Here is a 20,217-nt window from a genome sequence, read left to right on the forward strand (position 1 = left end):
CTGAAAATTCACCGCGGGGGCCGGGCACATCGGCCCGTCCCCCCCGGCGGCAAGGATCGAAGGTCGTCGCTTAGACGGCGAACATCAGCAGAAGCGCGACGAGGAACGAGAAGATCCCCAGCGCTTCGGCGAATGCGATACCGATGAAGAGAGTGGCGGTCTGACCGGCAGCGGCGGTCGGATTGCGCAGCGCACCGGCCAGGAAGTTGCCGGCAACGTGGCCCACACCGATGGCTGCCGCGCCCGAGCCAATGCCCGCGAGGCCAGCGCCGATGAATTGACCCATGCTTGCGATATCGCCTTCCATTGTCGTATCTCCTTGCGATTGGAAGTGAATGTTTCAGGTATTTCCGGGGGTACCCGGCAGCCGAGCCAGGCTCAGTGCCCCGGGTGCAGCGCGTCCTTGAGGTAGACGCACGTCAGAATTGTAAAGACATAGGCCTGCACGAAGGCCACCAGCAGCTCGAGCCCGTACATCGCGGTGATGGCAAGGATCGAGAACGGGGCGACAGCGGCAATGGCGGCAAAGCCCGCAAAGACCTTGATCACGGCGTGGCCGGCCATCAGGTTGCCAGCAAGACGAATGGAGTGGCTGACCGGCCGCACGAAGTACGAGATCAGCTCGATAATCGCCAGAACCGGCCGCAGTGGCAGCGGCGCCGAGTTGACCCAGAACAGGCCAAGGAACTTGGTGCCGTTCTTGACGAAGCCGACGATGGTGACGGTCAGGAACACCGCAAGCGCCAGAACCGCCGTCACCGCGACATGCGAGGTGGTGGTGAAGGACATCGGCACGAGGCCGAGCATGTTGGCGAAGACGATGAACATGAACAGCGTCATGATGTAGGGGAAGAACTGCAGCGCGTCCTTGCCGGCCACATCCTCGACCATCTTGTAGACGAAACCATAGGCAAGCTCGGCAATCGACTGCAGCCGCGAGGGGATGATCGCCCGGCCGCGGGTGCCGACGACCAGCAGCAGGACCACGCAGAGAACCGCGATCGCCATCCACAGGGTCGCGTTGGTGACCGTCAGCATGCCCACATGATCGCCGGGCTGGCCGAACAGCGGCTTGACCACGAACTGATGCATCGGATCGATGTGAATGCCGCCGCCTTGCGCTTCGTCTGCCACGTCTCAGTCCCTCTCGTCCCCGGCGGCCTCGGCCGCCTGCCTAATCCTCTGCGGCCTCGGCCGCCTGCCTAATCCCCTGCGGCCGCGGCCGCCTGTCTAATCCTCTGCGACCTCGGCCGCCTGCTTTTCCTCGGCGGCCTTCGCGGCCTGCTTGACCTGCACCTCGGTCGCGGTGCGCATCATCGTCTTCACGCCCGCGATGAACCCCAGGATGATGAACACAATCATCAGGAAGGGCTTGGTCCCGAACAGCCAGTCGAGCCCCATTCCGATCCCGAGGCCCAGAAACAGCCCCGCCACCAGTTCCGTCACCATCCGCCAGGCAACGTTTGCCTGGGTGTACTTGTTGTCTTCGGGGGGCGGCGCGTCCTTGCCCTTGGCCCTGGCAATCTTTTGTTCCAGCTGGCGCAGACGCTCGCTCTCGCTTCCCTCAGCCACCGGACGCAGTCCCCCGTTGTTGCGGCGGACACTAGGGTGTTTGGAGGCCCTGAGTCAATCGACTACGCGCGCCGAGGAATCAACTGCAATACACTGATATATAACAGAAAATATGCGATGCGTCAGAACGCGCAGTCGGCCGGCATGCGCGCCCGATATTCAACCGAAAGGTTTAGAATGGGCTGCGTCCACCCGGCGGCGCCGCCGGATCAGCCTCCAAATCCGGCCGTCGATTGCCAGCAGACCGACAAAGATCAGCACCATTCCCGCAAGCTGTTCGATGCGCACCGCCTCGCCCAGCATTGCCCTCCCGAGCACCACCGCCGAGACCGGCGCGATAAAGGTGACGGTCGAGGCATTGGTTGCCCCGACCAGCGGGACCAACCAGTAGAAGACGATGAAGAACAGACCGGTCAGGACCGGCCCGATCATCGCCAGCGCCATCCAGCTTTCGGGGCGCGTCAGCTGCGGCACCCCTTCAATGGCCAGCATTGCAGGCGCAATCGCCAGCGCCCCGGCGCTCAGTGCCAATGCCGCGATCACCGCGGCGTCGATCCCCTTGAGCCGGCGCAGCCAGTTCAACGCCACGCCATAGCAAAGCGGCGCCAGAAGGGCTGCGAGGATCGCCCACAGCTCGGTCCGCCCTGCCCCGCCCCGCAGCCCCGGCGCCATCAGGATCACGATCCCGGCAAAGCCGAAGCCGATGCCGAGCGACTTGGTCCGGCTCGCCTTCTCGCCGCCCGGCCAGAAATGGGACACGATTACCACCATGATCGGCGTCATCGCGTTGACGATCCCCGCGACACCGCTGGTGATATGACGCTGCGCCAGCGGATAGATCGCAAAGGGGATGGCATAGTTCAGCACCCCCAGCACCAGGACGCTGCCCAGAAGCCGCCAGCCCCAGGGCACCCTCCGTCCCTTCGCCAAGACATAGACCCAGCACGTCACGGCCCCCAGCGCCATCCGCAGAAACGCAACCGAGAGCGGCCCGACCTCGGCCAGCAGCATGGCATTGAAGATGAACGATCCGCCCCAGCCGATGCCGAGGATCGCAACCAGAATCCAGTACCGCGCCGTCATTTGCCGAGCCCCCGATTGAAACGCTGTTAGCGCTCCATTGCACGGTGCGCCGCTCGGGTGCGACCCGATTCCTGCGCCTAGCCGCCGCGATAGCGCCGGGAAGATGCCCCTGCGGCACGTCTTGCCTGCCCTGTCGCGGGCCCTGTCGCGGTCCGGTCCCAGGGGGCGTGTTTGGTCGGACGACCTGCCCAAAACACAACTTTGGGTAGATTTACGCGCGGTCACTCGCGCAAAGGTTGTTGACTCAACGCCCCCCTCATGGTGTCGCTGAATCGAGAAAACTCAATATAAAACGTGACCTTAACCAGAATGAACGTTGCTTTTGCAAGGTACGCCGACCCGATCCCTGGCGGCACCAACGATGCAAACGACCGGTCGGCCTGTGAACCGCGGAAGGGACATTTGATGCGGCTCGCCAGAACCGCCGCGACGCTTTTTGTCATCGTGCCCGCGCTTTTCGCTCCCCTTGATATTCATGCCGCCAGCCTGAACGTCTCAGCCGGCTTCGGCTCCATCATTGTTGCGGATCTGACCGCCTCGGGCTGCGAGACCGAAGCTCGGCTTGCCGTCGGTGGCACGGCTCGCGCGAACGCCAGCGACTCGGTCGGTGGCTGTATCTTTCCCGACCGTGCCGGGCGGGTCGTACCCGCCTCCCTGCAACTTGGATCGTATGAAGCAGGCGCGGATCCGATGTACGACGACGCGACGGCCCGGCCGGCCACGCCCGCCAGCGATGCGGACGGGGATATCAGCAACACCCTCCGCGACACTGCAGGCAAGGTTTCGGCATTGCTCGATTTCCTGTCTGCCGGCGTCACGCTGTATCGGGACTCCGCCAATCGTTCCTGGCTCATCGTCGATGCGGAACGGATCGAGAGCTTCGCGACTGAAGAGAACTGGCAGATCGCCATAAGCTTCACCGATGCAGACCTGAACATCTTCACCCTTTCGCCCGCGCATCTTGGCTCGGCCAGCTATGCCATGGCTCGGGTCATCGGCTTTCTCGGGGACTCACTGGCGCTGTACAACGTCCCGGGCGGCGCGCCCCGCCCCCTCACCGGGACAATGAAATTCGGTGGCGCCGACTGCCATTACAGCCAGACCAGCCTGACCTGCCTTGAAATGTCCGCCCGTGGGCCCAAGGCGTTGGTCCGGTATTATCAGGCCACCACTGTCACCCTGTCCTCGTTCGAATACCACGGCGTGGCGATGGCCCCATACTGGACGCTGACCGTCGAAGGCGGCACAATAGATCCCCCGACCATCCGGGCGGCGTTAGCCAAGTCGAAATGGGTTCGCATAGGGCTCAAGCCGCCACACTGGAAGAATCCCTGGCTCAGCCGTCTGCTTGCGGCGATGCCGAAACCCCAGAAACCCGCCAGGCCGGTGCCCGCTGTCACCATGCTGAGCAAACGGCCGACCCAGTTCCCTTTCCGTTTTCCCGGGCGTACCGTCAAAACATGGAACCCTCGCTCGATCTCGTCTTCGCTGCCCTAGCCGATCCGACCCGGCGCCAGATCCTGGCGATGCTGCTCGAGGACGACATGGCCGTGACCGACGTCGCCTATCCGTTCGAAATGTCGCTGGCCGCGATCTCGAAACACCTCGTCATCCTGACCCGCGCCGGACTGATCAGCCAGGAGAAACGCGGCCGGGTGAAATGGTGCAAGCTCGAGCCTGATGCGCTGCGCGACGCCTCGGTCTGGATGCAGGGCTTCGGCCAGTTCGAGCCGGTCAACCTCGAGGCCTTCGAACGCTTCCTCGCCTGCGAGCTCGGCGCCCCGAACCTCGGCGATCCCGATCCGGCCTGAGCCGTTTCAGTCCACGGCAGGTCCCGCAGAAAAATCCCCGGCCCGCGCCTTCAGGAAGGCGACCAGGGTCTGCACCTTGGCGGTGCGGTGCAGATCGACATGGGTCACCAGCCAGAGCGGGCTGCTCCATTCCGGCAGCGGCGGCGCCATCTCGACCAGATCGGGCAGGCTCTTTGCCTCGGCCGGTGACAGAAAGCCGATGCCTGCGCCGGCCTTTACGGCATCTTCCGCCGAGCGGTGGTCCGAGGCGAGGAACACCAGTTGTTCGGCAGGGATCGTCTCGACCATCCAGCGGAAGATCGGCGCGCGCAGGTCAGGCCCGTCGATCGAGACAAAGCGGTGCCCCGACCAGTCGCCCCATTCCAGCATGCCATAATGATCGACATAGCCGCGGGTGGCATAAAGCGCCTGCGCCTCGTCGGTGAAATGCTGCACCACGTTGTCGGGTTGATCGGGTTTGGCGCCGGCACGGATCGCCACATGCGCCTCGCCATATTCCAGCCGGAACAGCCGCGGGTCGGTCAGGAACCGCACCCGGATCTCGATGTGCTCCTGCATGAAATCGGCGAGGACCGTCGTCAGCCGGGGCGACAGCGAAGGCAGCGATGTCACGATCAGCTCGCCCGAGACCTGGGCGCCGCGACCGCGGATCCGGCCGACCAGCTGGGAGAACTGGTCCTCGGTGGTCGCCGCGACCGTCAGCAGGTCACGCCCGGCCTCGGTCGGGGTATAGCCGCGGGCATGGCGCTGAAACAGTTTGGTGCCAAGCCGCGCCTCGAGCGCGTCCACATGCCGGATCACCGTTGCGTGATGCACCCCCAGCGCTTCGGCTGCCCCCGACACGGTGCCAAGTCGGGCGACGTGAAAAGCGGTGCGGATCTCGTCCCAGGTGTCGACCGTCATGCCCTGCTCCTGCGGTTCATACGTGCGATCCTGAACGCTTTGGCCCGGCGACGAAAGCCCTTTCGCTTCCCCGCGCAATGGAAGCCTCGATGGCCCTATTGGGGATCCACCGCCACGGCACCGGCCGGTCCGCCGTATCCGGCCCGGCGGAGGGCCCGCGACGGAAACCCCGCCGCCCCTCGTATCAACCGCATCAACGGCGAACCCAAAGACAAAGGTCCAAGACCATGAAACACTCCATCCTCTCCGCCCTTCTTCTGACGGCTGCCTCTGCTGGCGCCGCGATGGCACAGCAAGCCGGGGCCGGGGTAACCCCGGGCGAGAACTTCATCGCAATCTGGGATGCCGACGGCGACGGGCGGGTGACGCTTGAAGAGGTTCAGCTCCGTCGCGACGATCTGTTCGCCAGCTTCGACGCCGACGAGAACGGCGCTCTGTCCGTCGATGAACTTTCAGCGCTGACCGACATGCGCGATGGCATGATGCCGCGTCCGGCCGGGCGCGCCGCGAACGGAAGTGGATTCGACACCACGATGATCGCCCGCATGCTCGACGCCGATGGCGACGGCAACGTCAGCCGCGACGAATACGTCGGCATGGCCGGACGGCTGTTCGGGCGGATGGACCGGAACGGTGACGGCGCTGTCGCCGCCGACGATTTTGCCCAGGCCTTGCCCCGCCCGCAGATTAATCTGGCGGGCAACCAGCCCGCAGGCCCGATGCAGCCCGGCCCGATCCCGGGACCGGGACAGGGCCAGTTTCAAGGTAACGGCCAGGGCATGATGGCACAGGGTGGCAAGGGCATGGCCCAGGGCCGCTTCGTCGGCCCGCAGCAAGGACGCGGCGGGCAGCGCGACTGTGACCGCAGTCAGACCCGGATGATGCAGGGTCAAGGCGGCGGTTTTGGCGGCGGCTTCGCCCAGGGACGTGGCCATGGCATGCAAGGCGGCCAGTTTCAGAACGGCCCGCAGGGCAACATGGCTGGTGGCCGGTGGAACGACGGCGACGACTGGCGCGGCCAGGGTGGCCGTGGTGCCGGCGGCATGGCCCAAGGTGGCATGATGGGTCAGGGCGGCATGGGTCAGGGCAACATGGGTCCGCGCGGCATGATGGGCCAGGGCGGCATGGGGCAGGGACCGGCGGCCATTCAGGCCTTTGCAACAGGCGACGGCGCCTTGTGGCTGGTCGACGGACGCACCGGCGAGGTGATGCTTTGCCGCGCGACCCCGACCGACGATGCGGCAGCAGGGCCGAAGCCGGTCTGCGTGACCGCCACGAAGTAGTCGCAGCAACGACGACGGCCGGGAGCAGGTATCGGCAAGACATCCCGAAGGCGCTCCGTCCGGCAGGAACGCAAGGGGCGGGCCAGGGCCCGCCCTTTGGCGTCGGGAACACCCGCCGGGCACCGCGGGCCATTCGCGACGGCAGCCCCCGGCCCGTCCCCCGGCCCGTCGTGGCACAGCGGGCATCGGCGCCGACATCGGTGTCAGCATCCGCGACGTCCAGCGCCCCAGTCACCGTCGACTTTTGGGGCACCCGGCGCTCCATCCGAGGGGTCCGCCCCCGACTATGTGCGTCACCGCACAGACAGCATGACATAATTCGGAATTATCTTCACCGCCTCACACCCCCATACTCTCTGCAATGCAGCAACAACCGCACCCCGGAGACACCACCATGACCGCCACCACCATCCTTCGCATCGACGCGTCCGCCCGCAAGGTCGGCTCGATTTCCCGCCAGCTCACGGACGAGATCGTCGCCCGCTTTGACGGCGCCAAGGTGATCACCCGCGACCTCGCCGATACCCCGCTCCCGCAGGTGAACGAGAGCTTTGTCACCGTCACCAAGGGCAGCGCCGAGGCCGAGATGAGCGAAGCCCAACGCAAGATCGTCGGCCTGTCCGACCATCTTGTCACCGAACTTCAGGCCGCCGACGTGATCGTGATCGGCCTTCCCGTCTATAACTTCGGCGTGCCCTCGGCGCTGAAGGCCTGGATCGACCTGGTCGCCCGCGCCGGCGTCACCTTTCATTACACCGAGAATGGCCCCGTGGGTCTGCTGACCGGCAAGCGCGTCATCGTTGCCATGGCGTCGGGCGGCACCGAGCTCGACTCGCCGATGGATTTCGCCACGCCCTACCTGCGTCACGTGCTGGGCTTCATGGGCCTGACCGAGGTTGAAGTCGTGCATGCCGACCGTCTGGCCTTTGATGCCGAAGGCACGCTGAAGTCGGCCAAGGACCAGATCGCCAGCCTCGCGGCTTGAGCGAAACACACCAATACCAGTGACCTGTTTCCAGTAGCCCGTTGTTCATCAGTCAGTAATCAGTTGTACATTCGCCAGTAATCAGTTTTTGAGACCCAAAAGGGCCGGGAGCGTATCCCGGCCCTTTTTGTGTCGTCGCGCCGGCGTTCGGCCACATGGCGACTTTTCGCCGACGTGGAATTCCTTGCGCAGGCCTCGCGCAGATTTTGCGGAACTTTTGCGTCGGCAGTTCTTCTTGACACGACCCTTAGGCGGCTTTAAAGGCGGTCCACCACCCGGAAGTTCGATCTTCCGGTCCCCCCGTCGTGGGGGATCGCCGTCCGTCAGCGCGTTGCGCCCACGGGCGCCGTTGTGTTTTTTGGTCGCGCCTCGTGGCGCGCAGAGTTTCAGGATCGCGCCTGCGGGCGCGAATGTGGTCGGATCGCCCTGCGCGGTCGTCGGAACGTCAGGGCAGTGCCCGCGGGCATTTGCAAGGCGCAGGCCGGCTTCCTATCTGGGGACCACAGAGCAGCAACAGGGCCTGAGGAGGGCCGGGGCATGTTTGAAAGTCTTTCCGAGCGCCTCTCAGGCGTGTTCGAGCGACTAACAAAGCAGGGCGCGCTGTCGGAAGACGACGTCGCGACCGCGCTCCGCGAAGTCCGTGTCGCCCTGCTCGAGGCCGACGTATCGCTTCCCGTGGCACGCGACTTCGTGAAGGCTGTTCAGGCCAAGGCCACGGGCCAGGCGGTGATGAAATCGGTCACGCCGGGCCAGCAGGTCGTCAAGATCGTCCACGACGAGCTGGTGCATTTTCTGGCCGGCGACACCGAGGCCAGGGGCGAGCTGAAGATCGACAATCCGCCGGCGCCGATCCTGATGGTCGGCCTGCAGGGGTCGGGCAAGACCACGACGACCGGCAAGCTTGCCAAGCGTCTGACCGAGAAGAACGGCAAGCGGGTGCTGATGGCCTCGCTCGACGTCAACCGCCCGGCGGCGATGGAGCAGCTCGAGATCCTCGGCCGCCAGATCGGCGTCGATACCCTGCCGATCGTCAAGGGGCAGAAACCAGTCGATATCGCCAAGCGCGCAAAGCAGCAGGCGACCTTCGGCGGCTATGACGTTGTGATGCTCGACACCGCCGGACGGCTGTCGATCGACGATGAACTGATGGCCGAGGTCGAGGCGGTGCGCGATGCCGTAAACCCGCGCGAGACGCTGCTGGTGGTCGATGGCCTGACCGGTCAGGACGCGGTGCACACGGCGGAGAATTTCGACAGCCGGATCGGTATTTCCGGCGTGATCCTGACCCGGATGGACGGCGACGGCCGCGGCGGTGCGGCGCTATCGATGCGCTTTGTCACCGGCAAGCCGATCCGCTTCGTCGGTCTTGGCGAGAAGATGGACGCGCTGGAGGAGTTCCACCCCGAACGCGTCGCCGGCCGCATTCTCGGCATGGGCGACATCGTTTCGCTGGTGGAAAAGGCCCAGGCCACGCTCGAGGTCGAGCAGGCGGAGCGCATGATGAAGCGCTTCCAGAAGGGCCAGTTCAACATGAACGACATGAAGGCGCAGCTTGATCAGATGCTGCGCATGGGCGGCATGGAAGGCATCATGGGCATGATGCCCGGCATGGGCAAGATGAAGGCCCAGGCGGCCGAAGCGGGCTTTGACGACAAGGTGCTGCGCCGCCAGATCGCTATGATCAATTCGATGACGAAAAAGGAACGTGCCGCCCCGCAGATCCTGCAGGCAAGCCGCAAGAAGCGGATCGCCTCGGGCGCCGGGCTGGAGGTATCCGAGCTCAACCGTCTTCTCAAGATGCACCGGCAAATGTCGGACATGATGAAGAAAATGGGCAAGACGGGCATGCTGAAACAAGCCATGTCCGGGATGTTTGGCAAGGGCGGCGGCGGCCTGCCAAAGGATCTGGCGGGAATTGACCCTGCAGATATGGAAAAGGCCGCAAAGGCGCTTGGCAAAATGCCGGGCGGCGGTGGCATGGGCGGTTTGCCCGGCCTGGGCGGGGGCGGACTTTCTCTGCCCCCGGGTCTCTCTGGTTTTGGAAAGAAGAAATAATATGCGCACTCCTGTTCTCGAAACTGATCGTCTGTTCCTTCGTCGTCCGAACCAATCGGACATCGGCACCGTGCTGGCGCGTCTGCGTCTTGGCGTTCGCCACGTCGCGACTGCGCCGCTTTCGGGCGCGCGCGCCCTTGAACAAACCGTGCCGATCGTCTGCCAATGGGATCTGCGCGGCTATGGCATGTTCGCCGTGGTGCCGCGCGAATGCGACGACCCGATCGGGCTTGCCGGCCCCTGGCAGCCCCGTGGCTGGGCCGAGCCGGAACTTGGCTTCCTGTTCCTCGACACGCCGGACACCGACAGCCTTGGTCCCGAGGCGCTGCGCTGCGCGCGCCGCTTTGCCGAAAAGGGCGTCGGCTGGGTCGACATCGTCTCGCATATCGTGCCCGACGACCGTCGCGCCGCGATGCTGCTGCGCGCGGCTGGCGCCATTGCCGACCCGTTCGTCGATCCCTTCGTCCTGGGCACCTCGGAATCGCTGAGCTTCCGCCACCCCGTGCGCCGCACCCGCACCCAGTCGAGGCGCATCGCGTGACCGTCGGGATCTTCCCCTTGCCGCAGACAGAAGGCGGCCTGCCGCCCGCGGCCCGGGCGGAGGTCCCTGGGACCGGTGTGGCCCCGACGCTGGTCACGGCGCGGCTGATCCTGCGCGCGCAGCGGGTGGAGGATTTCGACGCCTTCGCCGCCACACTTGCCACGCCCCGGTCCCGTTTCATGGGCGGTCCGCTGACGCGCCGCGAGGCCTGGCTGTGGTTTGCCGCAGACACTGGCGGCTGGGCGCTGTCGGGTGCCGGCGGCTGGACACTCGAGCGCCGCGACGACGGCGCCGTCGTCGGACAGGTCGCCGTCGCCAAACCCGATTACTTCCCCGAGGTCGAACTCGGCTGGTTGCTGCACGACGGCTTCGAGGGTCAGGGCTATGCCGCCGAGGCGGGCCGTGCGGCGCGCGACTGGGCCTTTGGCCCGCGCGGGCTTGCGACGCTTGTCAGCTATATCTCGGCCGGCAACGCCGCCTCGATCCGGGTGGCCGAACGGCTTGGCGCCACGCGCGACGACAACGCCCCCCGGCCCGAGCCCGAGGATCTGGTCTATCGCCACACTGCCGGAGCGTCCGGAGCAAACGCATGAGTTCGATACCTCTCGATATCGCACCGCTGGTCACCGACCGGCTGGTCCTTCGCGCCCCGGTGGCCGCGGATTATCCGGCGTTCCGCGACTTCTATGCCTCGGACCGCTCGCAATTCACCGGCGGCCCGCTTGACGAGCGCCTGGCCTGGCGGGGGTTTTCAGCACTTCTGGGCCATTGGCTGATCCATGGCTTCGGCCTGCGGACCGTCACCGAAAAGGGATCGGACACGCCGCTTGGTTATGTCGGGGTCTGGTATCCCGGCACCTGGCCCGAACCCGAAATCGGCTGGACGCTCTATCCCGCCGCCGAAGGCCGTGGCCTCGGCCACGAGGCCGCCTCGGCTGTCCGTGATCACGTCTTTGCCACGCTCGGCTGGGCGACGGTGGTCAGCTATATCCTGCCGCAGAACGCCCGTTCGATTGCACTTGCCGAACGGCTGGGTGCCCTGCGCGACGATGCCGCCACCCGGCCACCGCATGCGCCCGATTGCCTTGTCTATCGCCACCCGCACCCCGCAGGCGACGGCGGGATGGAGGCCTACGCGTGACCATGACCTTTGCCACCCCGGTGCTCGAAACCGACCGCCTGATCCTGCGCGCGCCGCGGATCGAGGATTTCGTCACCTGCGAGGCGTTCCTGACGTCGGACCGCGCGCAGGTTTTTGGCGGCTCGCTGGCCAGACAATTGGGCGCCGTGATCGACCCGGAGGCAGCCCTGCCCGTGGGCGACGATCCGGCGAAACCGCGCGTCTGGCGCCATCGCAAGGGGGCCGATTCATGAGCCGCACCAGCACGCCCGCAACCGGCCGTCAGCCGTCGCCCGTCCTGCCCGATGCACCGCGGTCCGACGCACATGCCGACGCCGCCGCCCGCGCTGCCGCCCTGCTGAAGGAGCACCGCACCAGCATCGACAGGCTCGACGCGATCCTCGTCTATACCCTGGGCGAGCGGTTCAAGCACACCCAGGCGGTCGGCAAGCTCAAGGCCGAACACGACCTTCCCCCGTCCGATCCCGCCCGCGAGGCGCAACAGATCGCACGGCTTGAAGACCTGGCGACGCAGGCCGACCTGGACCCTGAGTTCGCCAAGGCATTCCTGAATTTCATCATTCAGGAAGTCATCCGACATCACCGCAAACACCAGGAATGACCGCCGGCACGCCGGCATCACCCGCCATTCGAAGGAGAATATCACGATGGCCATGAAAATCCGCCTTTCCCGCGGCGGCTCTAAAAAGCGCCCCTACTACTCGATCGTTGCCGCCGACAGCCGCATGCCCCGCGACGGCCGCTTCATCGAGAAGATCGGCACCTACAACCCGCTGCTGGCCAAGGACAGCGAAGAGCGGGTGACGATGGACGTCGAGCGCGTCAAGTACTGGCTCGACCAGGGCGCCCTGCCGACCGACCGCGTCAGCCGCTTCCTCGAAGCCGCGGGCGTCGTCGCCGCGACCGCGCGCCAGAACCCCAAGAAGGCCGCCCCGGGCAAGAAGGCCCTCGAACGCGCCGCCGAGAAGGCCGCAAAGATCGAGAAAGCCGCCGAGGCTGCTGCCGCCGCCGCTGCCGCGCCGGCCGAAGCGCCTGCCGAAGAAGCCACCGCAGAGTGAGCTTTTTCTCGCCAATTCCGGGGCCTTGCGCCCCGGAATTCGCATCTTGACCAATCCGCAGGAGATCGCGCCAATGTCCCCGACACGTGTTTGCGTCGGCGCAATTTCCGGGGCCTTCGGGGTCCGGGGTGAGGTGCGGCTGAAGAGCTTTTGCGCCACGCCCGAGGACATCGCCGCCTATGGACCGCTGTTTTCCGAAGACGGAACAGCAAGCTACACCGTGAAGCTTACAGCCCAGGTTAAGAACGGCTTTGCCGCGGAGATCGAGGGTATCACCAGCAAGGAGGCCGCCGATGCCCTGCGCGGCCTGCGGCTTTATGCCGACCGCGACCGCATGCCGGCGCTGAGCGATGACGAGTACTATCACGCCGACCTGATCGGAATCGAGGTGCGCGACACAGGCGGCACCCTGCTCGGTCATGTCAAGGCGGTGCAGGATTATGGCGCAGGCGACATGCTCGAGGTGACGCCTGCCGCTGGCGGCGCGACGATCCTGCTGCCCTTTACGCACGAGGCCGTCCCGACGGTCGACATCGGCGCCGGGCGCATCGTTGCCGATCCGCCCGAGGGGCTGTTTGGATGAAACGCTTCGGCCTCTGGCTTGCCGGCGGCCTGTTTCTGGTGGCCCCGCTCGGGGCCGGGCTGACCGGCGCCGGCTATTTCGCGGTCATCCCGTTCACGGCGCTCTTCACGCTCTGGGTCCTGATCATGCGCACCACGCCCTTCGCCGATGGTCCCGCTTTCTTCCTGCCCGCAGTGATGATCCATGCCGCAATCGCCTCGACGCTGCTCGGGCTTGGTCTGATGCTGCGGGCGTTGAGCGGGGCCAGCGCGACCCTGCCGCTGACCGCCTGGCTCGCGCTCGGCCTCGTTGCGCTGGCGCTTGGCCGGCTGCTCTGGCGGCCCGACAAGACCGTCGAGATCGAGGCCTATCTCGAAGCCGCGCTGAAGCGGCTGAACGACGGTGCGAACGACCCCGAGGACGTCCCGGCTCCTGCCCTCGATCTGACGCTGTCGCACCCGACCGAGGCCGAGGCGACGGCGCTTGCCGCCGCCTATGCCATGCTCGATGCCCTGCCCGCCGAGGCCCCGGGCGAGGCGGCGCTGCGGGCGATCCTCGATCCGCTCGACGGCGATGTGCGCAGCCACATCCTGTTGCCCGCGCTTTTGCACCGCGCCGCCCGCACCGCCACCGGCCGCGACCGCTTTGCGGCCCTGATCGCGGCAGCCGACGGTGGCCACGCCTGGCGGCAGATTGACGAGGCCCGCATGGCCGAGGCCTTCGAGCTGATCGTCACGAGTGCCGACACGGCGACGCTGGCGCAGTTCCTGCGGCTCGGCAACGTGCTGCTCGACGATTTCCCGACCACCGCCGCGGGGTTTCCGCCGGTGCCGCGGCTGCTTGACATCGCCCGCCAGATCGCGCCGGGCCATCCCGATCTTTCCGACGGACTGGTGGCGCTGGCCAGCCGGCTTGAAGACCTGAACGAGACCTTGATCCATCATGACTGACGACGCCGCCTCCCCCCCGAAACGACTGGCAAAGTCCCACGGCCGGCTGGCGATTGGGCCAAGCCTGATCCCGCGCAGCCTGATGGACGGCCCGCCGCGCCTGCAAGGCGCCTGGACGGCGCGGGTGATCACGCTGTTTCCCAACGCCTTCCCCGGCGTTCTGGGCGAATCCCTGACCGGCAAGGCGTTGCAGCAGGGGCTTTGGGCGCTCGAGCCCATCGACCTCAGGATCTTTGGCACCGGACGGCACCGCAATGTCGACGACACCCCCGCGGGCGGCGGCGCCGGTATGGTGCTGCGCCCCGACGTGGTATCCCGCGCGCTGAACGAGGCCGGGCGCGGCATCCCCGACGACCGCTCGCGCTGGCCGGTGATCTATCTGTCGCCGCGCGGCCGCAGGTTCGATCAGGCGATGGCGCATCGGTTTGCCGGCATGGCGGGGATGACCCTGCTCTGCGGCCGGTTCGAAGGCGTCGACGAGCGCGTGATCGAGGCGCATAGGATCGAGGAGGTCAGCCTAGGCGATTTCGTCCTGACCGGGGGCGAGATCGCGGCGCAGGCGCTGCTTGACGCCACGGTGCGGCTGATCCCCGGGGTTCTCGGCAATCAGGCCTCGACCGAGGAGGAGAGCTTTTCCGAAGGGCTGCTCGAACATCCGCAGTACACCCGCCCCGCCGAGTGGAAGGGCCTTGCGATCCCCGAGGTGCTGATGTCGGGCCATCACGGCAACATCGCGACCTGGCGCCACGCGCAGGCGGTGGCCTTGACCCGCGCCCGCCGGCCCGACCTCTGGGCGGCCCATTGCGCGGCCCATGGGATCGACCCCGACAGCGGCGAGGCGATCTGACCCCTGCGGTCGGTCGAGGCCCTTGGGGCAGGACAGGCCGCGGCGTGGAACGTCACCCGGCGGGCCGGTCCCCCTCACGCGCCTCCGCCGCGGTGTCGCTGCGCGGGCAGGCATCGGTCACCGGCGCCTCGGTCGGGGCCAGACCGATCCACGCCGCGACCAGTGCCTGATCGAACCCCGCCTCGCGCCGCGTGCCGACCTGCATCAGCGGACGGCGGATCAGCAAGGGTTCCGCCAGCATCAGCGCCAGTGCCTCGGCCTCGCTCAGCACCTCGGGCCGGACCTCGCCCGACTTGATACGCGGCGCACTGGCATTGAACCACTCCGCGACCGGCCTTGTGCCGAAATAGGGGCGCAGCCGCTCGGCCGTCCAGGGTTCGGTCAACAGATTGCGGACATCGAGCCTGTGGCCCGAACGGACCAGCAGCGCCTTCTGCCGGGCGTTGCCGATGCAGCCGGGTTTTTCGTGAAAGATCACCGTCGCCATTTTTTCGGTCCCCTGCACTTTGCCCCGGCAACGCGCCTTGGCGCCTTGCCCGCAAGCCTACAGCGCCCGGCGCCCTCCGCAACCACCGCCCTGCCCGTGCCAACCGGCCGCGGAGGGACGCTTGCATGACGGCCCAGATGCGCATCGCCCCTTGCAACCGTTCCACAGCCGGGCGAAAGAACGCAGCATGAACACCCACAGCTTCCGGTTCAACGGCGAGACGCTGCATGCCCTGCCCTCCGGCGCGCTTTACTGGCCGGCGCAGGGGCTGCTCTGCGTCTCCGACCTGCACTTTGGAAAATCGGGCCGCCTCGCCCGTCGGGGCGCGCCGCTGCTGCCGCCCTTCGATGCGCTCGACACCCTTGCCCGGCTCGAGGCGGCGGTTCAGGCGACCGAGCCTACGCAGGTGATCTGCCTTGGCGACAGCTTCGACGATCTCGAGGCCGCCGCGGATCTGGCCCCGGAACTTCGCCTGCGGCTGGACCGGGCGATGGCAGGGCGCCGCTGGAGCTGGATCGAGGGCAACCACGACCCCGCCCCGACCGACCTGCCGGGGCAGCACCTGAGCGAGCTTGTGCTCGGCCCGCTCAGCTTTCGCCATATCGCCCGGCCCGACGCGGCACCCGGAGAGGTCTCGGGTCACTATCACCCCAAGGCCGGGCTTGGCGCGCGTGGCGGCGGTATCCGCAGGCCGTGCTTTCTGACCGATGGCATCCGGCTGATCCTGCCCGCCTTCGGGACCTATACCGGCGGGCTCGACTGCCGCACCCCGGCGCTGCGGGCGTTGTTCGGCCCCGGCGCGGTCGCGATCCTGACCGGCCCGACCGCCGCCTGCATCCCGCTGCGGACCGCCGATGCGGGCTGAGCGCCCGCGCCGCCACGTCGCGATTGCCGAGGCCGCAACCGCCATGGCAGGCTCGCCCAAGCCAGGAGGAGCCCGATGTCCGCAGACCCCGCCTTTGACGCCACCCGGATCCGCGACAGCTTTGCCGCGCAGTCGCTGATGCAGACCTTCGGCGCCAGCCTGACCCGGATCGCGCCCGGACTTGTCGAGATCGAGGCCCCGATCCTGCCCTGCGCACGCCAGCAGCACGGCTATGGCCACGCCGGGCTGACCTTCGCGCTTGGCGATACCGCCGCCGGCTATGCAGCACTCAGCCTGATGCCGCCCGAGGCCGAGGTGCTCAGCGTCGAGCTGAAGATCAACCTGCTCGCCCCGGCAATCGGCGAGCGGCTGGTTGCCACCGGCAGGGTGGTCAAGCCCGGCCGCCGCCTTGTCGTGGTCAGCGCCGAGGTCGAGGCCATTCGCGACGGCAGCCGAAAGCTGATCGCGCTGCTGCAAGGCACGATGATCCCGGCCTGAAGGGGGCGGGAGCGCCCGGCAGGCTGACGGGTCGACTTAAGCGGAAAGCCCCTCGGGCTCCGGCAATCCATTGGCGCGGCAGCAGGCCGTGACCGTGTTGGCCAGCAGACAGGCGATGGTCATCGGCCCGACCCCGCCCGGCACCGGCGTGATCGCGCCCGCAACCTCGACCGCGCTGGCAAAATCGACATCGCCCACCAGCCTTGTCTTGCCCGCGCCCTTTTCGGGCGCCGGAATCCGGTTGATCCCGACGTCGATCACCGTCGCGCCGGGTTTGATCCATCCGCCCGGGATCATCTGCGGCCGGCCCACGGCCGCGACCACGATATCAGCGCGCCCGACCACCCCGGCCAGATCGCGGGTCCGCGAATGGGCCACCGTCACCGTGCAGCTTTCCCCCAGCAGCAGTTGCGCCATCGGTTTTCCGACGATGTTCGAACGCCCGACCACCACGGCGTCGCGCCCCGACAGGGTCCCGAGTTCGGCCCGCAGCATCAGCAGGCAGCCAAGCGGCGTGCAGGGCACCATCGCCTTCTGCCCGGTCGCCAGCCGCCCCACGTTCGCGATCGTGAACCCGTCCACATCCTTGGCCGGGTCGATGGCCTCGATCACCAGGTCGCTGCGGATATGACCGGGCAGCGGCAGTTGCACCAGAATCCCGTGGATCCGCGCATCGGCGTTCAGCTCGGCGATCAGCGCCAGCAGCGCCGCCTCGCTGGTGTCCGCCGGCAGCTTGTGCTCGACCGACAGCATCCCCGCCTCGCGGGTCTGCCGGCCCTTGTTGCGGACATAGACCTCGCTTGCCGGATCCTCGCCCACCAGAACCACCGCCAGTCCCGGCACCAGCCCGTGATCGGCCGCCAGACGCGCCACGTGATCTGCCACCCTGCCCCGCAGCCCCTCGGCAAAGGCCTTTCCGTCGATAATACGCGCAGCCATCGCTATCCCCTCGCTTGCCTGAAATCCAATCTCAGCCGGCCGCCCCGGTGCCGCCGCCCTCGACGGCCTCGCCCAGCAATCGTGCCTCGCGCGCAATCGACCATTCGATCATCGCGCGCCACAGACCCTCGGCCAGGTCGGCGTCGAGACCGGTCTCGGCGGCCTTGCCGCGGACATGCGCCACCACTTCCTCGACCCGCGCCTCGATCCGTGCCGGCAGGCCGGCGCCCGCCTTGATCTGCGCCGCCCGGTCGATATGGCGCGCCCGCTCGGCCAAAAGCGTCACCAGCACCTCGTCCAGCGCGTCGATCTGGGCACGCAGTTCGGCCATGGTCTCGCAGCTTTCGGGCGGGCGTCTGGTCATCGGGCACTCCGGCAAATTCGGTCGCGGAAACCCATATACTTCTGGCCGGCCGCGGCAACCCCCGGACCATCCCCTCTGCCTTGGGGGTCAAAGACTGTCGACAGAGGCGCGCCGCCTCAATCCCGTTGCAGCGTGAAGAACAGCCGCCTGCGTCCGGGAACCCGCGCCGCAAGCGGCGGCGCAAGCGCGCCCGTCCCGCACCCAGATCGACGCTGTCGCCGCCGGGAAGCCCGGGGATCGCGCCAAGCAGATCGAGCGCCGGGCGCAAACGAAAACCCCGAAACCTGAGGTAGGCTTCGGGGTTCCAATCGCTTGCAGTCGACGTGCCGCTCAGACCGTCGGATCCGGTTCGAGTCCGGCATCTGCCGGCTCGCCCTTGGCGGGCTTGGTCTTGGTCTTCGGGATCGCGGTCAGCGAGGGACGCCCGCCGCCGCTGTCGGGCGTGTCGTTGTCACTGTCGCCACGGCCAAGCGGCTCACCGTTGATCACCCGGGTGATCTCGGCTCCGGTCAGGGTCTCGTATTCCAGCAGACCCTCGGCCAGCCGCCGCAGATCCTCGTTCTTTTCGGTCAGGATGCGCTTGGCGGTCTCGTAACCCTCATCGACCAGCCGCCGCACTTCCTCGTCGATCCGCTCCTGCGTCTCGGGCGAGGCATTGGTGGGGTTGTTGTAGGCCCCGAGATAGCTTTGCTGCTCGTTGGCATAGTCGATATAGCCAAGCTCGTCCGACATGCCGAACTGGGTCACCATCGCACGGGCGATCTTGCTGACCTGCTGGATGTCCGACGCGGCGCCGCTGGTCACGTTTTCCTTGCCGAAGATCAGTTCCTCGGCAACCCGGCCGCCCATCGCCATGGCGATTTTCGACTTGTACTTGGTGTAGGTCACCGACAACTGGTCGCGTTCGGGCAGCGACATGACAAGGCCCAAAGCCCGGCCGCGCGGAATGATCGTCGCCTTGTGGATCGGATCATGCTGCGGCACGTTCAGCCCGACGACGGCATGGCCGGCCTCGTGATAGGCGGTCAGCTTCTTTTCGTCCTCGGTCATGACCATCGACCGGCGCTCGGCGCCCATCATGACCTTGTCCTTGGCGTTCTCGAAATCTTCCATGGTCACGAACCGCCGGCCGACGCGCGCCGCCGTCAGCGCCGCCTCGTTCACCAGGTTCGCAAGGTCCGCACCCGAAAAGCCGGGCGTACCGCGCGCGATGATGCGCAGATCGACATCGGGACCCAGCGGCACCTTGCGGGCATGAACCGACAGGATCTTTTCGCGGCCCTTGATGTCGGGGTTCGGCACCTGGATCTGGCGGTCGAACCGGCCCGGGCGCAGCAGCGCGGGATCGAGCACATCGGGGCGGTTGGTGGCCGCGATGATGATGATGCCCTCGTTGGCCTCGAAGCCGTCCATCTCGACCAGAAGCTGGTTCAAGGTCTGTTCGCGTTCGTCGTTGCCGCCGCCGTAACCGACACCGCGCGAGCGGCCGACGGCGTCGATTTCGTCGATGAACACGATGCAGGGCGCGTTCTTCTTGGCCTGCTCGAACATGTCGCGCACACGGGACGCGCCGACGCCGACGAACATCTCGACGAAGTCGGATCCCGAAATCGTGAAGAACGGAACCCCCGCCTCGCCCGCAATCGCGCGCGCCAGCAGCGTCTTGCCGGTACCCGGAGGGCCAACCAGCAGCGCGCCCTTGGGGATCTTGCCGCCGAGACGGCTGAATTTCTGCGGGTTCCTCAGGAACTCGACGATTTCCTCGAGTTCTTCCTTGGCCTCGTCGATGCCGGCGACATCGTCGAAGGTTACCCTGCCCTGCTTTTCGGTCAAGAGCTTGGCCTTCGATTTGCCAAAGCCCATGGCGCCACCGCGGCCACCGCCCTGCATCCGGTTCATCAGGAAGATCCAGATCCCGATCAGGATGACGAAGGGCAGAAGCGTGCCGATATAGGCGATCAACCCGTTCTGTTGCTGGGCCTCGGCGGTGACCGAGACATCCTTGGCGATCAGACGGTCGGTGATGTCGACGCCTGCCGGAAGGACGGTTGAATACATCGTGCCGTCGCTGCCGCGGATCTTGACCCGTTCGCCATCGATCGTGACTGACGAGATTTCACCGGCATCAACCTGGTTCAGAAACTCGGAATAGCTCACCGTTCGGCTGGCCATCGTGTTCTGCCCGCCGCTGAACAGGTTGAATAGGGCAAGGATCAGCAAAAACAGCACGACCCAGAAGGCGATGTTACGGGCATTTCCCACGGGGGTAAGAC

25 protein-coding genes are annotated in these 20,217 nt (G+C 66.7%); 16 read left to right on the forward strand and 9 right to left on the reverse strand.

The window, feature by feature from the left end:
* Positions 1-70: 70 nt before the first annotated feature.
* From DQG17_RS09155 to DQG17_RS09170, 4 genes are all read right to left on the reverse strand, one after another.
* The gene (locus tag DQG17_RS09155) at positions 71-307 is read right to left on the reverse strand and encodes a F0F1 ATP synthase subunit C (protein WP_089230816.1); all 237 of its coding nucleotides are present in this window, start codon (positions 305-307) and stop codon (positions 71-73) included.
* Positions 308-378: 71 nt separating this feature from the next.
* Positions 379-1,134, reverse strand: coding sequence for a F0F1 ATP synthase subunit A (locus tag DQG17_RS09160; protein ID WP_232829367.1), 756 nt, complete (start codon positions 1,132-1,134; stop codon positions 379-381).
* A 96-nt stretch (positions 1,135-1,230) separates the two neighbouring features.
* Positions 1,231-1,572, reverse strand: coding sequence for an AtpZ/AtpI family protein (locus tag DQG17_RS09165; protein WP_232829368.1), 342 nt, complete (start codon positions 1,570-1,572; stop codon positions 1,231-1,233).
* A 159-nt stretch (positions 1,573-1,731) separates the two neighbouring features.
* Entirely contained in the window at positions 1,732-2,655 is a 924-nt protein-coding gene (locus tag DQG17_RS09170) for a DMT family transporter (RefSeq protein WP_116132388.1), read from the reverse strand.
* A 405-nt stretch (positions 2,656-3,060) separates the two neighbouring features.
* Between DQG17_RS09170 and DQG17_RS09175 the strand changes: the two genes are divergently transcribed.
* Entirely contained in the window at positions 3,061-4,152 is a 1,092-nt protein-coding gene (locus tag DQG17_RS09175) for a collagen-binding domain-containing protein (protein ID WP_157973558.1), read from the forward strand.
* Positions 4,116-4,466, forward strand: a complete 351-nt coding sequence (locus DQG17_RS09180) for a metalloregulator ArsR/SmtB family transcription factor (protein WP_116132390.1) — start codon at positions 4,116-4,118, stop codon at positions 4,464-4,466. Before DQG17_RS09175 ends, DQG17_RS09180 begins: the two co-directional genes overlap by 37 nt.
* Positions 4,467-4,472: 6 nt before the next feature.
* Here DQG17_RS09180 and DQG17_RS09185 read toward each other — a convergent pair whose 3' ends face one another.
* Entirely contained in the window at positions 4,473-5,369 is an 897-nt protein-coding gene (locus DQG17_RS09185) for a LysR family transcriptional regulator (protein WP_116132391.1), read from the reverse strand.
* Positions 5,370-5,596: 227 nt separating this feature from the next.
* Here DQG17_RS09185 and DQG17_RS09190 point away from each other — a divergent pair, with 227 nt between their 5' ends.
* The 12 genes from DQG17_RS09190 (at position 5,597) to trmD (ending at position 14,791) form a co-directional block, all read left to right on the forward strand.
* Complete coding sequence (locus DQG17_RS09190; protein WP_157973559.1) at positions 5,597-6,652, forward strand: EF-hand domain-containing protein; 1,056 nt, start codon at positions 5,597-5,599, stop codon at positions 6,650-6,652.
* Positions 6,653-7,046: 394 nt separating this feature from the next.
* Entirely contained in the window at positions 7,047-7,637 is a 591-nt protein-coding gene (locus DQG17_RS09195) for an FMN-dependent NADH-azoreductase (protein ID WP_116132393.1), read from the forward strand.
* A 537-nt stretch (positions 7,638-8,174) separates the two neighbouring features.
* Complete coding sequence (ffh, locus tag DQG17_RS09200; protein ID WP_116132394.1) at positions 8,175-9,692, forward strand: signal recognition particle protein; 1,518 nt, start codon at positions 8,175-8,177, stop codon at positions 9,690-9,692.
* 1 nt (position 9,693) lies between these two features.
* A complete protein-coding gene (locus DQG17_RS09205) occupies positions 9,694-10,233 on the forward strand; it encodes a GNAT family N-acetyltransferase (RefSeq protein WP_116132395.1) in 540 nt (179 codons plus the stop codon).
* A gap of 17 nt (positions 10,234-10,250) precedes the next feature.
* Positions 10,251-10,826 (forward strand): GNAT family N-acetyltransferase, encoded by a 576-nt coding sequence (locus DQG17_RS09210; protein WP_232829369.1) that lies wholly within the window; start codon positions 10,251-10,253, stop codon positions 10,824-10,826.
* The gene (locus DQG17_RS09215; RefSeq protein ID WP_116132396.1) at positions 10,823-11,374 is read left to right on the forward strand and encodes a GNAT family N-acetyltransferase; all 552 of its coding nucleotides are present in this window, start codon (positions 10,823-10,825) and stop codon (positions 11,372-11,374) included. Before DQG17_RS09210 ends, DQG17_RS09215 begins: the two co-directional genes overlap by 4 nt.
* Positions 11,371-11,607, forward strand: a complete 237-nt coding sequence (locus DQG17_RS09220) for a hypothetical protein (RefSeq protein WP_157973560.1) — start codon at positions 11,371-11,373, stop codon at positions 11,605-11,607. Before DQG17_RS09215 ends, DQG17_RS09220 begins: the two co-directional genes overlap by 4 nt.
* A gap of 44 nt (positions 11,608-11,651) precedes the next feature.
* Positions 11,652-11,975, forward strand: coding sequence for a chorismate mutase (locus DQG17_RS09225; RefSeq protein WP_116132665.1), 324 nt, complete (start codon positions 11,652-11,654; stop codon positions 11,973-11,975).
* Positions 11,976-12,021: 46 nt separating this feature from the next.
* Positions 12,022-12,432, forward strand: a complete 411-nt coding sequence (gene rpsP / locus DQG17_RS09230; RefSeq protein WP_116132398.1) for a 30S ribosomal protein S16 — start codon at positions 12,022-12,024, stop codon at positions 12,430-12,432.
* A 73-nt stretch (positions 12,433-12,505) separates the two neighbouring features.
* Positions 12,506-13,015 carry a ribosome maturation factor RimM gene (rimM, locus tag DQG17_RS09235; RefSeq protein ID WP_116132399.1) on the forward strand — a complete coding sequence of 170 codons (510 nt, stop codon included), beginning with the start codon at positions 12,506-12,508 and terminating at the stop codon, positions 13,013-13,015.
* Entirely contained in the window at positions 13,012-13,944 is a 933-nt protein-coding gene (locus tag DQG17_RS09240; RefSeq protein ID WP_116132400.1) for a hypothetical protein, read from the forward strand. The genes rimM and DQG17_RS09240 overlap by 4 nt, the downstream gene beginning before the upstream one ends.
* Complete coding sequence (gene trmD, locus DQG17_RS09245) at positions 13,937-14,791, forward strand: tRNA (guanosine(37)-N1)-methyltransferase TrmD (RefSeq protein WP_116132401.1); 855 nt, start codon at positions 13,937-13,939, stop codon at positions 14,789-14,791. The genes DQG17_RS09240 and trmD overlap by 8 nt, the downstream gene beginning before the upstream one ends.
* 52 nt (positions 14,792-14,843) lie before the next feature.
* On the opposite strand, the gene DQG17_RS09250 is transcribed toward trmD, so the two are convergent.
* Positions 14,844-15,278, reverse strand: coding sequence for an ArsC/Spx/MgsR family protein (locus DQG17_RS09250; protein ID WP_116132402.1), 435 nt, complete (start codon positions 15,276-15,278; stop codon positions 14,844-14,846).
* A gap of 187 nt (positions 15,279-15,465) precedes the next feature.
* Here DQG17_RS09250 and pdeM point away from each other — a divergent pair, with 187 nt between their 5' ends.
* Positions 15,466-16,143 carry a ligase-associated DNA damage response endonuclease PdeM gene (gene pdeM / locus DQG17_RS09255; protein ID WP_116132403.1) on the forward strand — a complete coding sequence of 226 codons (678 nt, stop codon included), beginning with the start codon at positions 15,466-15,468 and terminating at the stop codon, positions 16,141-16,143.
* A 75-nt stretch (positions 16,144-16,218) separates the two neighbouring features.
* The gene (locus tag DQG17_RS09260; RefSeq protein WP_116132404.1) at positions 16,219-16,641 is read left to right on the forward strand and encodes a PaaI family thioesterase; all 423 of its coding nucleotides are present in this window, start codon (positions 16,219-16,221) and stop codon (positions 16,639-16,641) included.
* Positions 16,642-16,677: 36 nt separating this feature from the next.
* Here the strand turns inward: DQG17_RS09260 and DQG17_RS09265 are convergent, their stop codons facing one another.
* The 3 genes from DQG17_RS09265 to ftsH all read right to left on the reverse strand — a co-directional run bounded on the left by DQG17_RS09265 (position 16,678) and on the right by ftsH (position 20,206).
* Positions 16,678-17,580 (reverse strand): bifunctional methylenetetrahydrofolate dehydrogenase/methenyltetrahydrofolate cyclohydrolase, encoded by a 903-nt coding sequence (locus DQG17_RS09265; RefSeq protein WP_116132405.1) that lies wholly within the window; start codon positions 17,578-17,580, stop codon positions 16,678-16,680.
* Between the two features lie 31 nt (positions 17,581-17,611).
* Positions 17,612-17,944, reverse strand: a complete 333-nt coding sequence (locus DQG17_RS09270; RefSeq protein ID WP_116132406.1) for a chorismate mutase — start codon at positions 17,942-17,944, stop codon at positions 17,612-17,614.
* Positions 17,945-18,274: 330 nt separating this feature from the next.
* Positions 18,275-20,206, reverse strand: a complete 1,932-nt coding sequence (gene ftsH, locus DQG17_RS09280; protein ID WP_116132407.1) for an ATP-dependent zinc metalloprotease FtsH — start codon at positions 20,204-20,206, stop codon at positions 18,275-18,277.
* Between the last annotated feature and the right edge of the window lie 11 nt (positions 20,207-20,217).

This window comes from Tropicimonas sp. IMCC34043, assembly GCF_003390845.1.
GTDB lineage: Bacteria > Pseudomonadota > Alphaproteobacteria > Rhodobacterales > Rhodobacteraceae > Tropicimonas.